A 15,273-nucleotide genomic window follows, 5' to 3' on the forward strand; every position below is an offset into this window, starting at 1 on the left:
TATTTCTAATTTTGTATGAAATCATTAAAACCGTTTAAAAGTAATCAAAATGGCAGCAGAAAAAATTGAAAAAGCACTGGTAGAAGCTAAGGACAAGCTTTCTCAACTTGGTATTGAGGAGCAGCTGGTTTCAGAAATCGAATGGTGTTTGGGGAGCTACGCTCATGACCAAAATGCCGAAGGTCTTTATGTTAAAGGGGCAGAGGCGTACACAGCTCTTGAAAAGTTTAAGAAAACGAACGCCCGGAAGGTATCGAAGAAGTTATTGGATGATCTGGAGAAGGCGATCAAATCCAAGTAAAAGAAAAATTTAAGTTGTATTAAAAAAGGCTATCCCTGTCTCGAGAAGAGGAAGAGAAAGCCTTTTTTTATGCTCTAAAGAAGAAGTTCTATTTTTTGGGGATCAGGTGTTGATCAGCTATTGACCTCAGATAGCTTCTTTTAGTGCTAATACTTGGGTCTGAATAAATATATGCCGAAAGATCCGCAACCACACCGGGCTTGTAGCCTAGGGCCAAAGCAAGACGTTCACAAAACTGTATTTCACTCTGATAGATTTTTCCATCTACTTTCATGAGTTGAATGACATCAAACAGGTAAGTGAATTTTTCATCGGGCGGTAAATTCTTAAGGTTAGGAATGGGTCTGGGGTTGTCTATGATCAACTCCACCTCTTCCCTGGAAAGTCCACAACGCTCTCCTATTTTATGAATCAGTTTACTCTCTTCTTCGGCTAGAAATTTATCAGCCATCGAAAGGTGAACCAGAATGCTCAGTTGTTCTTCATTGGATAACATAGTGTGAAGATAATTCAAAAAATGAAAACCTATCTCAAAACTATTCTTGATTTATGCAGGAGGCCTGTAGGTGAACTGATACTGATAATGTGAGTGCCATTGATAATGTATTCCGGAATCATCAGATCGGCACCCGTGCTTTCGGGAATCAGGTGTGTCTGAAAGGCTAATTTACCTTCCGGGGTGTACATGATAATGTCTACAGAAACACCAGGAAGCAGGTTTTTAATGTTCATCGTCCGGTTTCCATTTTCCAGTAGTGTGGGGTAAATTTCTGTTTCACCAGTGTGACTAGGCACTATGTAGCGAACCTCAGAATGCTCCCATTTACCATCATAGTCTATTTGGCGAATGCGATAATAGCAACTTCTGATGAGCGGTAAATCTTCGTAAGTATACACGGATACTCCCTTGTAATTACCCTTTCCTTTCAGTTGCCCGATTACGCTCCAGTTTTCACCATTGTATGATTTTTCCACATGAAACCACTCGTTGTTAATTTCCTGAGCTGTTGACCAGGTGATTTTTGGTCGTTGATTATTGACCAGTGACACATCTACGGAAAGCCAGGTTACGGGTAGTGCACCTTCTCCGGCGTATGGAGATCCCACATCGCTGCCAGAGCCGCCGCCCTGTGCCGGGATGGTATGGGCATATCCTGTAGGCGTGCTAGTGGCGTCATTGCTTTGGGCCCAGCTGGAGCCGGTGTTGTTGTCTGATGCCAGTGATTGGAGATAGATGCTTTTACCGTCTGATGATCCCACGGCAGGCCAGCTGCCACTTCCGTTCTGATAGGTCACTTCATCCAGGGCATTGGTAAGGTTGCCATCATCATAATAGGCACTATTGCCCCACAAACCTAGTGACATTCCTGTATTGGAGAGGTCTGGCAGGTTAACGGAGAGTGTCGGTATGGTATTCCCCGTTGCCCACGCCGCTTGAAAATCTGCATCTGTAATGTTCTGATCTATGAGTATGACGCCTTCATTTGGAGCCAGGGTGTAGCTTTCTGTTATCGGGGTCTCGCCAGCACTTCCTGAGTTATCGTACAATATAAAACCTTCCAGATCTATTGGAACAATTGAGTTATTATAGACTTCCACCCACTCATAGTCAGGTTCCGCGCTGTTAGGGTCATACATGATCTCTGTGATCAAAATATCAGGATGACTATTGCCAACGTTTACCACGATATTGTCAATGGCAAATTCATCTCTGGCACCACTGCCAGACGCATCGTCAAATTGCCAGGAAAGATAAAAATTAGCTCCGCTGTCCCATGATAGACCATAGATCGTCTTACTGACGGAGTACTTTACCCATTCTGGGCTACCATCCGCAGTTGTTGTAGTTGTGACCTTTTTGGAGTCCACTGTTTCGTAGGTGGTATTGTCCGAGCTGAAAGCCAAATCAATCGCACTAGAAGCATTTTGATCATTATATACATATACATCATAAGAGACAGTGACTGTTCGGATGGTCGTAGCGACAATGTCGTTTTGGAGCTTCAGTCGCAAACTGCCAGGTGTCATATCTGTGTCATTGGCTTGGAATCCGAGCGCATAGTCAGGCGATAGAATGGTGGCCGTATTGAAGGCATAGAGCGCACTTAAGGCAACACCACCCTGCGAAATACCTCCGGTGAAGTCTCCCAGGAGGCCTGTTCCGTCGAAAGGGACATCACCATCACTCATACCATATATAGCCCATGCCCGTGAATCGAGCTGACCCAGAGTGACCGGAAGATTCACCAATCCAAGTCCTTGCAGGGGCCCCAGATTCACCCCGAGGAGGGTATTATCAAAGTCGATGGTGTGGTCTGTATCAAGTGAATTGATGCTTAATTGAGCACTGCTGGAATAGAATGCCAGCAGCATCAGTAGAATTGTTTTGGTTTTAAGTAGAGTCATTTTATGCGGTAATTTGATCTCAACACAATGATACCTAGGTGGATAGGACCTGATGGAGTAAAAACGTTCAGTGATACGTTTTTCTCGTTGGAATTTTTTTAAACGAAGTACTTGGAATTGATTTTATGCCTGTTGTACATTAGCGGCATGATTAGAACAAACACATACTACTGGTGGCACATACTCCTTTTAGGTTTATGAACAGAAGTGGTATGTAGAAGAATATATCTTGTAAAACCCGCTGTTCACAGCGGGTTTTTTTTTGGACAATAAAAATCAGATGGAAAAAAAGTACCAACTCAAGATCAGACAAAAAAACCTCCTGGCAGACATGGTCACGCCGGTGGGATTGTATTTAAAAATTCGTGATAAGTACGCCAAGTCCTTCTTATTGGAAAGTTCGGATTATCATGGTTCTGAAAATAGTTTTAGCTATATCTGCTGTGATCCCATTGCCTCATTCAAAGTAGAGAACGATCAGGTGGAAATGTCTTTTCCGGATGGGATCGTGGAGCATGGGTCGGCCTCTGAGAAGCGTGAAGTGCTTCCATTTTTGCGAGATTTTCTCGGACGGTTTGATATCCCCAACCAGGATGATAAATTCATTCGTACCGGACTATTTGGCTATATGTCTTATGATGCGGTTCAGTACTTTGAGGACATTTCATTATCAAATCCCAAGACTCCGTCTTCAGAAATACCACAAATCCATTACAGTGTATTTCGATATATTATTGCCCTTGATCACTTCAAAAATGAGTGTTATCTAATGGAGTGCTATCTGGATGAGCCTCAGGATTCAGGTTTTGAGGATTTGCTCAATGTGATTTCTCAAAAGAATATCCCGTCTTATTCGTTTGAAAAGTCATCTGAAACCAATTCAAATTTTGATGACAACACCTTCTTGGAGCGTGTGAATAAGGGGATCAAACATTGCGACCTGGGTGATGTTTTTCAGGTGGTATTCTCCCGTCAATTCAGCACTCATTTCAAGGGAGACGAGTTTCAGGTCTACAGGGCCTTGCGGTCTATCAATCCTTCTCCCTACCTCTTTTACTTTGATTACGGTGGGTACAAGATATTTGGCTCCTCACCAGAAGCCCAGATTGTGGTCAACAAAGAGGAGGCCGTTATTTATCCGATTGCAGGAACATTCAAGCGTACCGGAGATGATGCAGCGGATGCTGAATTGGCCAAAAAGCTCCTCGAAGATCCAAAAGAGAATTCGGAACACATCATGCTGGTGGATCTGGCCAGAAACGATCTGAGTAAAAGCTCCGATGAGGTGAAAGTGGAGACTTATAAAGAAGTACAATACTATTCGCATGTGATTCATTTGGTATCTAAGGTGACCGGAAAACTGCGAAAGGATGCTGATCCCCTCGATATTGTGGCCAGTACTTTCCCCGCAGGTACCCTGTCAGGGGCGCCCAAGTACCGGGCGATGGAGTTGATCGATGAAAATGAGAATATTGCTCGTGGGTTTTATGGTGGAGCAATCGGTTTTATGGACTTCAACGGAAACTTCAACCACGCCATTATGATCCGAACATTTTTGAGCAGAGGAAACCAACTCTACTTCCAGGCAGGAGCGGGTATTGTTTCCAAGTCTGATCCTCAAAGTGAGGTGCAGGAGGTATATAACAAACTGGCGGCGTTGGAGTCGGCAATGAAAATGGCTGAAACGATCAATAACTGATGAAGAAGATATTAGTAATCGATAATTACGACTCATTTACCTACAACTTGGTACACATTTTACGTGAGCTGGGAGCAGAGAACCGGATGGAGGTACATAGAAATGATAAGATCGCTGTAGACTATGCAGCCGGTTTTGATCACATCTTGCTTTCGCCGGGTCCTGGTCTACCCAAAGATGCAGGCGTGATGCCTGAAGTAATCAGCAAATATGGTTCCTCCAAAAATATACTCGGGGTTTGTCTCGGTCATCAAGGAATAGGAGAGGCCTTTGGTGCAGAGCTGTTTAATTTGCCTACCGTTTTTCATGGCGTGGCTACAGATGTGGAGCTCACGGACAAAAAGGACGTCCTTTTTAGCGACTTACCGAATGTATTTAAAGTGTGCCGGTATCACAGCTGGGCCATAAAGCCTGATTCTATACCGGATACACTGGAGGTGACTGCTGTGGATGAGTCTGGCAATGTCATGGCAATCAAACATAAGGAATTCAACGTGCGGGGTGTTCAGTTTCACCCTGAATCTATCATGACCGAGCACGGAAAGAAAATGATGCAAAACTGGTTATCTGTAGAACTATGAAGCAAGTACTGGACAAACTGTTTAAATATCAATCGCTTTCACGGGAGGAAGCATTTCAAATCCTCTCTAACCTGACCACAGGAAAGTATAACAACAGCCAGATGGCGGCCTTTATGACTGTCTATCTGATGCGCAGCATCACCGTGGAGGAGCTGGAGGGCTTTAGAGATGCCATGCTGGAGCTCTGTGTGAAAGTACCCGTGGCTGAGTATAATGGAATCGATCTGTGTGGAACAGGGGGAGATGGCAAAAACACCTTCAATATCTCTACCATCTCGTCTTTTGTGGTGGCGGGTGCCGGGCAGAATGTGGTGAAGCACGGCAACTATGGCGTGTCTTCCGTGAGTGGGTCTTCCAATGTGTTGGAAAGCATGGGGGCCAAATTCACCAACGACATTGGCACCATCAAAAAGAGTCTGGATGAGGCAGGTATTTGCTTTTTGCATGCGCCGCTGTTTCACCCGGCTATGAAAAATGTGGGCCCAGTTCGCCGGGAGTTAGGGATCAAGACATTCTTTAATATGCTTGGCCCCATGGTGAACCCTGCCATGCCTAAAAACCAACTGGTGGGTGTATTCAGTCTGGAGCTGGCCCGACTCTATGGCTATCTCTATCAGAAGACAGACAAACACTTTGTGATCCTTCATGCTTTAGATGGTTATGATGAGGTGTCTCTCACCGGTGGATTCAAGGCGATAATGAATGACCATGAAGAGGTTTTTCAGCCAGAAGATATCGGCCTCAAAAAATTAAGGGCAGAAGACCTTTATGGTGGAGAGACCGTGGAGGAAGCAGTGGCTATTTTCAAGAGCATCCTCAATAATGAGGGTACAGAGCCACAGGTAGAGGCTATACTGGCCAATGCCGGCCTGGCGATCTCCGTAGGAAAACAAATAAGTATAAGCGAAGGCATAGAGGCCGCTCGCGAATCAATTAAATCAGGGAAGGCTTTACAGTCCTTCAGGAAGTTTTTAGCAGTGAACAACTCATGAATATACTCGATCAGATCGTAGCAGATAAAAAGGAAGAAGTAGCACAGAAGAAAAGCCTTTATCCGGTGAAGCTCCTCGAGCAGAGCACTTACTTCGGCGCTCAGCCTGTTTCTTTGAAAAAATACATTCGGAGACCCGATAAGGTAGGAATTATCGCAGAGTTTAAGCGTAAGTCTCCGTCTAAAGGAGTCATCAATGACGGAGCTAAAGTGGAGCGAACATCCATTGGCTATATGCAGGCTGGTGCCTCGGGGTTATCTATTCTTACGGATACCAAGTATTTCGGTGGTAAAAATGAAGACCTCACCATCGCCAGAAGTTTCAACTTTTGTCCTATTCTGAGAAAAGACTTCATCATTGATGAGTACCAGATCATTGAAGCTAAGTCGATAGGTGCCGATGTGATCCTGCTTATCGCTGCATGTCTGAAACCGGAGGAAGTGAAGTCATTGGGGGCTTTCGCCAAATCCCTGGGGCTGGAGGTACTATTGGAAGTACACAACGAAAAAGAGCTCAATGATTCCATCAATGAACACGTAGACCTCCTGGGTGTCAACAACCGGAACCTGGGAACTTTTGTGACTGATGTGGATACCTCACGTGCCCTTGCAGCCAAGATCCCCAATGACTTTGTGAAGGTGTCAGAGAGCGGAATCAATGACCCTGCTGTTGTAGTGGACCTCATGAGTCACGGATATGAAGGATTTCTGATCGGGGAGTATTTTATGCAAAAAGGCAGCCCTGAGAAAGCGTGTAGTGATTTTATAAAGCGAATCAAAGAATTCAAACACTAGCAGATGAAACTGAAAGTCTGTGGCATGCGTGAGGCGGACAATATCCGGGATTTGTTGGAGCTGGAGCCGGATTATATGGGTATGATCTTTTACGAGAAAAGCCCCAGGTGTGTCCTGGAAATGCCAAAGGCCGACCTTTCAGGAGTTGAAAAAGTGGGAGTGTTTGTGAATGCTTCTGATGAAGAGATGATAGAAAAGGCTCAAACTTACGGGCTTGACTTGCTGCAGTTGCATGGTGAAGAACCGGTGGATCAAGTGAAGCGTCTTAGGGAGCGAGGGTTCAAATTGATCAAGGTTTTTAGTGTAGCGGATGAGTTGCCGATTGCGTTGATGCAGGCCTATTCACCCTATGTGGATTATTTTCTTTTCGACACTAAGACTCCTGCTTATGGTGGTAGCGGTCAAAAGTTTGACTGGGGTATTTTGAAGGATTATGATCTGGAGAAGCCTTTTTTCCTGAGTGGAGGGATTGAGCTGGATGACCTGGATGCGATCAGGCAACTGGGGGTGAAACAATTGTATGCCATAGATGTGAACAGCAGGTTTGAGTTGGCACCTGCGGTAAAGGATATCAAAAAGATTAAAGCGTTAAAAGACAAGTTATGAGCGAAGTGAAATCTAAATATTTAGTAGATGAGCGCGGGTATTTTGGCAAGTTTGGAGGAGCATATATTCCTGAGATGCTGTATCCAAATGTAGAGGAGCTCCGCATCAACTATCTGGAAATCATGAATTCCCCTTCTTTTCAGAAGGAATTTCAGCAGTTGCTAAGGGATTTTGTAGGGAGGCCTACTCCGCTTTATTATGCCTCACGATTGTCCGAACTGCTGAAGGCGAAGATTTATCTGAAACGTGAAGACCTTTGCCATACAGGTGCCCACAAGGTGAACAATACCGTGGGGCAGATCCTGCTGGCTAAAGCCCTGGGCAAAAAGCGAATCATCGCAGAGACAGGAGCTGGCCAACATGGCGTGGCTACGGCCACCGTATGTGCATTGATGGGCATTGGTTGCATCGTGTACATGGGGGAGGTCGATATGGCTCGTCAGCGGCCCAATGTGGAGCGCATGAAGATCCTGGGTGCCGAAGTGAGACCTGCGAAGAGTGGTAGTAAGACCCTGAAGGATGCGACCAATGAGGCGATGCGTCATTGGATCAACAATCCACAGGATACTCACTACATCATTGGTTCTGTGGTGGGGCCACACCCATACCCGGACTTGGTGGCTCGCTTCCAGAGTGTGATCAGTGAAGAAATCAAATGGCAACTATCTGAAAAGGAAGGCCGTGACCATCCCGACTATGTGGTGGCATGCGTAGGGGGTGGGAGCAATGCCGCCGGAGCATTTTATCACTACCTGGATACTCCAGAGGTGAAACTGGTAGCGGCTGAGGCTTCCGGACTGGGTGACCACACTGGTAAATCGGCGGCCACTACAGCACTGGGCAGAGAAGGCGTATTACATGGTAGCAAGACCATCCTCATGCAGACAGATGATGGTCAGGTGATAGAACCTTACAGCATTTCCGCTGGTCTGGATTATCCGGGGATTGGGCCATTCCACGCCCACTTATTTGATTCAGGGAGAGCTACGTTCTATGGTATTACCGATGAGGAAGCCATGACTGCAGGCGTACTCCTGAGCCGAATGGAAGGGATTATCCCAGCCGTAGAGAGTGCTCATGCACTGGGTGCACTACATAAAATGACCTTGGATCCACAAGATATAGTGGTGGTGAACCTCTCGGGTAGAGGCGACAAGGATTTAGAGACTTATATCAAATGGGGAAAGTATTGAGTCAGTTCAGGCTTCTTGTGCAATCACTAACCATTTACAAACACTAGTTCAATGATGAATCGAATAGATCAGGCATTTATAGATAAAAAGGATCACCTGCTGAATGTGTATTTCACTGCCGGGTATCCCGAACTTAATGATACACTTGAGATTGCCAGGCACCTCAATGATGGTGGGGCGGATCTCATAGAAATAGGTTTGCCCTTTTCTGATCCCATAGCGGACGGCCCGACCATACAGGAGAGTTCGCACGTGGCATTGGAGAATGGAATGACACTCGCTTTACTCTTTGAGCAGCTTAAAGACCTTCGGAAAACTGTACAGGTGCCGGTGTTACTCATGGGCTATATCAACCCAATTCTTCAGTTTGGTTTTGAGGCGTTTTGCAAAAAATGCCAGGAAGTGGGTGTGGATGGTTTGATCCTGCCGGATCTGCCTATGTATGAGTATGAAGAGACCTACAAAGAGGTGCTGGATCAATATGGCCTTTACAACGTTTTTCTGATTACCCCTCAAACATTGGGCGACAGGATCAGCAAAATAGATGAGCTAAGCAAAGGGTTTATTTACATGGTTTCATCTTCCAGTACCACAGGAGCCAAATCCGGTATTAGCGAAGAGCAGATCGCCTATTTTGAGCGAATCAAAGCCCTGAATTTGAAGAACAGGAAACTCATTGGTTTTGGGATTTCCGATTATGCTTCTTTCAGTAAGGCCTGTGCATATGCCGATGGGGCCATCGTAGGCAGTGCATTTATTAAATTGTTGGCAGAGGATAAATCTGCTGCATCTATTAGCAACTACATTCATCAACTCAAAAATCCCCAGTCATGATCATACAGCTAGAACCAAATATTACTGCCGAACAGAAGGAAGGGCTGAAAGCCCAGATAGCTTCGTTGAAATACAAAACAAATGATGTGAAAACCCAAATGAGGGAGTATATCATTGGTATTGGTAAGGAAAAGTTTGATGTGCGGAACATTGGACACCTGCCTGGCATCAAGGACATTCATATAGTATCTGATGACTACAAACTGGTCTCGCGCAAATGGAAGGTGAACCGAACGGCCATAGACCTGGGCGATGGCGTGCTGATAGGAGATGGGCACTTTGCCATGATGGCCGGACCCTGCAGTATTGAGGGTGAGGAGAACATCGAAAAGACCATCCAGCACCTGAAGGAGAATGACATTAAAATCATGCGAGGAGGGGTATATAAGCCCCGGAGTTCACCATACTCCTTCCGGGGTATGGGCATCGACGGGCTGAAACTTTGGTACAAAGCTGCCCGAGAGAATGGTATCAAAATCGTGACTGAGGTGATGCAGGTGTCGCAGATAGCTGAGATGTACGATTATGTAGATATCTATCAGGTGGGTGCCAGAAATACTCAAAACTTTAACCTGCTGGATGAGCTTGGCAAAGTGGATAAACCTGTGATGATCAAGAGAGGAATCTCGGGCACTATTGATGAACTGCTGTACAGTGCGGAATATGTTTTTGCGGGAGGTAATGAGCGACTCCTCTTGTGCGAAAGAGGCATCAGGACCTATGAGAAAGCCTCACGAAACACCTTTGATATCAACGCCATTCCTATCCTGAAGGAGAAAACCCATTTGCCGGTGATTGCAGATCCATCTCACGGGGTTGGCATCAGAGATTATGTGGAGCCGGTGGCCCTTGCTGCTACGGTGGCTGGTGCCGATGGGGTGATTTTTGAGATCCATGAGAAACCCGAAAAGGCTTTTTCTGATGGTCAGCAAACCCTCGACTTTGAAGAGTCTGCCAAGTTGATCAGGAAGATGCGAGCTTTGAAAGAGCTGGAATGAAACATCAGGGGGTGTTTAATCAAAACATCCCCTGATTACTTCATCACTAGTGGTCTGTCATCGGAATTTCAATGATGATTTGACATCCTTCTTCCGGCGCAGTATGGATTTCCATGTTTCCATTAAACATCTCTACCCTTCTTCTTATATTATTAAGGCCGATCCCTTCACCGTCATGTTTAGGATTGAATCCCTTTCCATCGTCCTGCAGGATCATTTGTAGTTTAAACTCGTTGACTTGAAACCAGAAGTCAAGTTTTGTGGCCTGTGAATGCTTAAGAATATTATTCAGTTGCTCTTGTAGAATTCTGTAAATATTCAGCTTGATTACAGCACTTAACTCCACCTCAGGGCAGATTTGAGTGTCAAAATTAATCTCATACTGATCATTCGTATTAATGCTTTGTAGGAGCTTATGCATGGCATCTTCCAGTGGAGTCTCTTCCATGTTGGAGGGAGCCAGACGGTGAGAGAGCTTTCGGATGTCATTGATCGCACTGTCCGTATAGGAGTGGGCTTTGGCTATACTCTGGTGATCATATCCAGGAATCGACTGAAGATGGTTAAGGTTCATGACGGATGCCACCAATAGCTGAATGATGTTGTCATGAAGTTCCCGTCCGAGTTCATAACGTTCTTCCTCTTGGGTATTGATAATGGCCTTGGCGATCTTCTGTTCAGCAGTGACTCTTTCTGTAATGTCTCTACACACCCCAATCATTGATAGGGGTTCCCCATCTTCATTCTTAGTTACTATTGCGTGAGCTTCGATGTGACGAATGTCACTGTTGGTCCAGACCACTCTGAATTTCTCATTGAAGTGGCCCGTTTTCATGGCTTCTTTCACCTTGGTTTCAAAGCTGGCCACATCTCTTGGATGTATGCACTTAGTCCAGTCTTCATATTTGTGATCAAAATCATCAAAGCCAACCTCATACATGCCAAACATGTATTCGTTCCAGACCATTTTGTTATCTGGGATGTCCCAATCGAAAATGCCCATGTGAGCAGAGGTAGTGGCTAAAATGAGTCGATTGGAAAGTTCTTGGAGCTCTTTTTCAGCCTTTTTCTGGTCCGTGACATCCTGCATGGCTCCCAGCATCCTCACTGGGATTCCATTGTCATCGAACATGACATATGATCTGTCCAGGATAGAGCGGTATGAACCATCGGGGTCTTTGAAGCGGTACTCTTCAATAATAGAAGTCTTTCCATGGCGCAACGCATCACTCATCGATTTTTTCAGTTTGTCTATATCATCTGGATGCACTCTGGAGAAGAATGATTCATCACTTAGAAAGTCCGTGGTTCTGTTCTTTCCATAGAAAGAATAGAGCTGATCATTCCCAATTAATGTGTTGTTTACAATGTCCCAATCCCAGACAGCATCATTTGTGGCTTTGGCTATCAGTTCATAGCGTTCGTTAGATTTCCGAATAGCTTCTTCGGCTTTTTTGCTCTCTGTGAGATCCAGGAATGAGCCCAGAATTTTGAGTTGCTCGTCGGGTGCAGCCATAAAGGCGAAACATCTGATCAGAAGCGTTCCGTACTTGTTTGAAGCAATTTCATAGCGAATTTCATCTGTCCAGCCTGTGGCTTTTCTGTTTTGAATTTGTTCTAATTTTTCCAGGATTTTCCCTTGATCTTCAGGGTGGATTTTCTCCAGCCATTCGTCAAAAGAGGGGAGGCCATTGGCACGATCGAAACCGAAAAGGAGATAGTGACTATCGCTCCACCAGGCTTTGTTGCTGGACGGACACCATTCAAACAGTGCATCGTTGGTGGCTTTGGCTATGAGGTCGAAGCGCTCATAGGATTGCTGCAACTTCAAATCTCTTTTTTTGGATTCTGTAATATCCTGTAGCGTTCCTTCTACACGAATCAATTTTCCGTTTTTATCAAAACTAATACTACTTACGGCTTGTATGTAGCACACGTCTCTATTACTTGTAATGAATCGGAATTCAGTTTCTCGCCCCATTCCGTCTTTGGCCATGGCTTGTCGGTCTGCCGATACTTTTTGTCGGTCATCAGGGTGGATCATCATTTTGAAGGTTTCCTCAGGTATAGGGCCATCCGATTTATTCGATCCGCAGATTTTGTACATTTCATCTGACCAGTAGGTCTCGTTGGTGTCCCAGTTCCATTCCCAGTATCCCAACTTGGCTATTTCCTGAGCAGTAGTGAGTTGTTTGTGAGACTTCTGGAGAGATTTCTCGGCATTCACTTTCTCACTAATGTCAATCCCAACACCCATCAGGCATGTTTCATCGTTATACTGTATGGCAATTCCTGTAAAGTAGTAGGGCACTCGTTGACCATTTTTCAGCAAAAAGTCTGCTTCCACATTATCCTCACCGGATACGAATACATTCCCAATTTTTTCTGCAAGTAACTCTTGCTGATCCTCTGGGAAAAACTGGATAGGATGCATCTTGATGATTTCATTACCGGTGTAGCCCGTTACGGATTCGAAATTGCGGTTCCATCTGAGAAATTTTCCTTCTTGATCATACAAGTAAAACACACCGGGGAGACTATTTATAATGTTGTCAGAGAGCTCTTTTTCGTCGATAATTTTTTTCTCGGAGAGCTTTTGAGCAGTGATGTCCTGTGTAGCTCCTTTGAGTTTGACCACTTTTCCACCCTCAACCACCGGCTGTCCGATCACCCTTAGCCATTTGTCAGAGTCCAGAAGCTGAACTTCCAGATCATAGGGCTTCTTGGTTTTGATGGCATCATAAATGGCATTTTGAATCTTCTTTTGTGAGTCTGATGAGTAGAGGTTGATCCAGGACTCTTGATCTGAAGGTATATTCTCTTTTAGGTTATGTATTTCAAGAAACTCTGGGCTCCATATCCCCTTGGCCGCTGAATTAATTTCAAACTCCCAGGCGCCGATCTTTGCAATGCGACCAACTTCCCGGAGGATTTGCTCCCCTTCCCGCAGCGCTTTTTCAGCTTCTTTTCTTTCAGTGATGTCTCTAACGATCGCCTGGATGTTTCCATCTTCTGTGAGCTTGGAGCTGATTTCTACCTGAAACTTCTCTCCATTCTTTCTCATCGCTACGCGCTCCACCATCCGATGGGTACCTGAGAGCAGGTCTTGCATCATCTCGGGTAAGTCATCTGCCTCTATCAAATCCAGGATACCGAGTTTCTTTACCTCCTCGGCAGAATATCCCGTCATCCTTAAGCCACTTTGGTTCACGTCGATAATCCATGCCTTGGTATCAGTAATGAAAATACCATCAGATGCGTGTTCAAATAGAGATCTAAACTTTTGTTCACTCTTTTCTATATTTTTCCGGGCGTCTCGCCTGGCGGTCACGTCATGCTGCACACCGAAATGTCCTATGATTCTTCCTTCCTCATCATAAAGTACAGTATAATCACCCTCTACCCAGAATTTAGAACCATCCATTCTCCGCTCATCGGTATCCACTCTCAGTTTACCCTTGTCAAAGAAGTCAATCCAAATCTTTTTGCTGTTTTCCAGGTCGTGCTCGAAAAAATCTCGGGGAGTTAGGCCAATGAAATCCTCCTTTTGGGCACCATACTGATCCAGCATGGCCTGATTGATGTTGGTGATCCGCTGGTGGTCAAAGACATATTCCATGACGGTACCCTTGTCAGTTTGATCATTCCATTCTATTGGCTCCTCCAGCATCATAAAGAAAAATCCGGATAGGGAGTTGTTGAAGAAGAGGTCAAGTTCCTTCTTGCTTTCTAGCAAGTCATTTTGCACCCTTTTGTTCTCCGTGATGTCTTGGACCAATGACATCACGGAGGTTACTTCTCCTCGTTCGTTTTTTACAGTAGAGTTATACCAAACACAGTCTATGATCTTGCCGGATTTGGTGTAATTTCGGTTGATGGAGACGTTTCCACTTACTTTTCCGGACATCAAATCAACTGCTACTTTGCTGGTTTTTTCCAGGTCCTCTTCATAGATGAGATTGAAAGCAGTGATGTCGTTGCTGAGAATTTCCTCACTTGACCATTCAAAGATCTCCTCACACCTGGAGGACCATTGGGTTACTGTTAGCGATTGATCATATTCTACTATACCCAGTGGGCTATTGCTGAGGTGGCCAGCCAGCTGTTCATAAGCACCCTTGAGCTCTTTCTCAGCAGTTTTGGTCTTGGTGATGTCATTCGCGGTGACCAGGTGATGAGGTGTGCCATTGAGGTCAAAGATTTCTATAGAAAGTAAAAAGGTAATATAAGATCCCGTTTTGCTTAGTACTCTTCTCTCCAAATCACGAATGCTGTTGCCTTTGGCCAGATGCCTGAGGATCTCTTCTCGGTTTTCCGCATTTTCTTCTGTCGCAAGTCCAATCTCGAGAGCGGTTTTCCCAATGAGCTCCAGCTTTTCGTAGCCTACGATCTGACAAAGGGATTCATTGATGTCAATGATTTTATGCTGATCGTCCAAAATAGCCATTCCTATCACGTTGGAGTGAAAGGTTTTATGAAATAAGGAATCTTCAGATAGTTGACCTATCAGATCAGGCATTTTTATAGCGATCAGGCATCCCACAAAAGTTTCTGTATAGGGTTCACCTTCGTGTGTAAAAGAATACTCACAAGGAACCATTTCTCCTTGTGCAGTGGATACGAAGGTTACCCCTTCGCTTTCCTTAGAGATATCCAGCGATGAAGTTCTGAGTATGGTTTGAATTGGAGTGTCACATAATGACTTAAAACCAGTTAACTGATGTGCCCTTTCATTGGCTTCAAGGATACTTCCATTGGAGTCAATCAGGAATACGGATAGAATCCCATTTTTTATCAATGGGTGGTTTCCTTTGGATTTGACAATATCATGCATAGGCGCTTGAATTAATCTCAAACAAATCAACCATT

Annotated in this window: 12 protein-coding genes; 9 read left to right on the forward strand and 3 right to left on the reverse strand. The window is 44.9% G+C overall.

From position 1 onward, the window contains the following. The first annotated feature begins 49 nt into the window (after window positions 1-49). A complete protein-coding gene (locus tag ACHKAR_RS04645) occupies window positions 50-301 on the forward strand; it encodes a hypothetical protein (protein ID WP_159578988.1) in 252 nt (83 codons plus the stop codon). 88 nt (window positions 302-389) lie between these two features. Here the strand turns inward: ACHKAR_RS04645 and ACHKAR_RS04650 are convergent, their stop codons facing one another. Both ACHKAR_RS04650 and ACHKAR_RS04655 read right to left on the reverse strand, forming a co-directional pair. After that, a complete protein-coding gene (locus tag ACHKAR_RS04650) occupies window positions 390-797 on the reverse strand; it encodes a tellurite resistance TerB family protein (RefSeq protein WP_159578990.1) in 408 nt (135 codons plus the stop codon). 29 nt (window positions 798-826) lie between these two features. Next, window positions 827-2,707: a lamin tail domain-containing protein gene (locus tag ACHKAR_RS04655; protein ID WP_395416374.1), complete on the reverse strand. Its 1,881-nt coding sequence runs from the start codon at window positions 2,705-2,707 to the stop codon at window positions 827-829. Between the two features lie 280 nt (window positions 2,708-2,987). Between ACHKAR_RS04655 and ACHKAR_RS04660 the strand changes: the two genes are divergently transcribed. Genes ACHKAR_RS04660 through aroF form a run of 8 tightly spaced genes read left to right on the forward strand, consistent with a single transcriptional unit; the run spans window position 2,988 to window position 10,404 of the window. Further along, complete coding sequence (locus ACHKAR_RS04660; protein WP_395416375.1) at window positions 2,988-4,406, forward strand: anthranilate synthase component I family protein; 1,419 nt, start codon at window positions 2,988-2,990, stop codon at window positions 4,404-4,406. Then, entirely contained in the window at window positions 4,406-4,987 is a 582-nt protein-coding gene (locus ACHKAR_RS04665; protein ID WP_159578996.1) for an anthranilate synthase component II, read from the forward strand. The genes ACHKAR_RS04660 and ACHKAR_RS04665 overlap by 1 nt, the downstream gene beginning before the upstream one ends. Next, window positions 4,984-5,979 carry an anthranilate phosphoribosyltransferase gene (gene trpD, locus ACHKAR_RS04670; protein WP_395416376.1) on the forward strand — a complete coding sequence of 332 codons (996 nt, stop codon included), beginning with the start codon at window positions 4,984-4,986 and terminating at the stop codon, window positions 5,977-5,979. Before ACHKAR_RS04665 ends, trpD begins: the two co-directional genes overlap by 4 nt. Next, window positions 5,976-6,773 carry an indole-3-glycerol phosphate synthase TrpC gene (gene trpC, locus ACHKAR_RS04675; RefSeq protein ID WP_395416377.1) on the forward strand — a complete coding sequence of 266 codons (798 nt, stop codon included), beginning with the start codon at window positions 5,976-5,978 and terminating at the stop codon, window positions 6,771-6,773. The genes trpD and trpC overlap by 4 nt, the downstream gene beginning before the upstream one ends. A 3-nt stretch (window positions 6,774-6,776) precedes the next feature. Continuing rightward, entirely contained in the window at window positions 6,777-7,379 is a 603-nt protein-coding gene (locus tag ACHKAR_RS04680) for a phosphoribosylanthranilate isomerase (protein WP_395416378.1), read from the forward strand. Beyond that, a complete protein-coding gene (gene trpB, locus ACHKAR_RS04685; protein WP_159579004.1) occupies window positions 7,376-8,572 on the forward strand; it encodes a tryptophan synthase subunit beta in 1,197 nt (398 codons plus the stop codon). Before ACHKAR_RS04680 ends, trpB begins: the two co-directional genes overlap by 4 nt. A gap of 54 nt (window positions 8,573-8,626) precedes the next feature. Continuing rightward, entirely contained in the window at window positions 8,627-9,406 is a 780-nt protein-coding gene (gene trpA / locus ACHKAR_RS04690; protein WP_395416403.1) for a tryptophan synthase subunit alpha, read from the forward strand. Further along, the gene (aroF, locus tag ACHKAR_RS04695) at window positions 9,403-10,404 is read left to right on the forward strand and encodes a 3-deoxy-7-phosphoheptulonate synthase (protein ID WP_395416379.1); all 1,002 of its coding nucleotides are present in this window, start codon (window positions 9,403-9,405) and stop codon (window positions 10,402-10,404) included. The genes trpA and aroF overlap by 4 nt, the downstream gene beginning before the upstream one ends. 46 nt (window positions 10,405-10,450) lie before the next feature. On the opposite strand, the gene ACHKAR_RS04700 is transcribed toward aroF, so the two are convergent. Beyond that, complete coding sequence (locus ACHKAR_RS04700; RefSeq protein WP_395416380.1) at window positions 10,451-15,238, reverse strand: PAS domain S-box protein; 4,788 nt, start codon at window positions 15,236-15,238, stop codon at window positions 10,451-10,453. Between the last annotated feature and the right edge of the window lie 35 nt (window positions 15,239-15,273).

It is taken from the genome of Marinoscillum luteum, from assembly GCF_044005705.1.
Taxonomy (GTDB): Bacteria; Bacteroidota; Bacteroidia; order Cytophagales; family Cyclobacteriaceae; genus Marinoscillum; species Marinoscillum luteum.

Excerpts from the sequence above, each read along its gene's own strand:
- ACHKAR_RS04660 (WP_395416375.1), top strand. The coding sequence starts at position 2,988 with ATGGAAAAAAAGTACCAACTCAAGATCAGACAAAAAAACCTCCTGGCA.
- ACHKAR_RS04665 (WP_159578996.1), top strand. The coding sequence starts at position 4,406 with ATGAAGAAGATATTAGTAATCGATAATTACGACTCATTTACCTACAAC.
- trpB (WP_159579004.1), top strand. The coding sequence starts at position 7,376 with ATGAGCGAAGTGAAATCTAAATATTTAGTAGATGAGCGCGGGTATTTT.
- trpD (WP_395416376.1), top strand. The coding sequence starts at position 4,984 with ATGAAGCAAGTACTGGACAAACTGTTTAAATATCAATCGCTTTCACGG.
- ACHKAR_RS04655 (WP_395416374.1), bottom strand. The coding sequence starts at position 2,707 with ATGACTCTACTTAAAACCAAAACAATTCTACTGATGCTGCTGGCATTC.
- ACHKAR_RS04680 (WP_395416378.1), top strand. The coding sequence starts at position 6,777 with ATGAAACTGAAAGTCTGTGGCATGCGTGAGGCGGACAATATCCGGGAT.
- ACHKAR_RS04645 (WP_159578988.1), top strand. The coding sequence starts at position 50 with ATGGCAGCAGAAAAAATTGAAAAAGCACTGGTAGAAGCTAAGGACAAG.
- trpA (WP_395416403.1), top strand. The coding sequence starts at position 8,627 with ATGAATCGAATAGATCAGGCATTTATAGATAAAAAGGATCACCTGCTG.
- aroF (WP_395416379.1), top strand. The coding sequence starts at position 9,403 with ATGATCATACAGCTAGAACCAAATATTACTGCCGAACAGAAGGAAGGG.
- ACHKAR_RS04650 (WP_159578990.1), bottom strand. The coding sequence starts at position 797 with ATGTTATCCAATGAAGAACAACTGAGCATTCTGGTTCACCTTTCGATG.
- ACHKAR_RS04700 (WP_395416380.1), bottom strand. The coding sequence starts at position 15,238 with ATGCATGATATTGTCAAATCCAAAGGAAACCACCCATTGATAAAAAAT.
- trpC (WP_395416377.1), top strand. The coding sequence starts at position 5,976 with ATGAATATACTCGATCAGATCGTAGCAGATAAAAAGGAAGAAGTAGCA.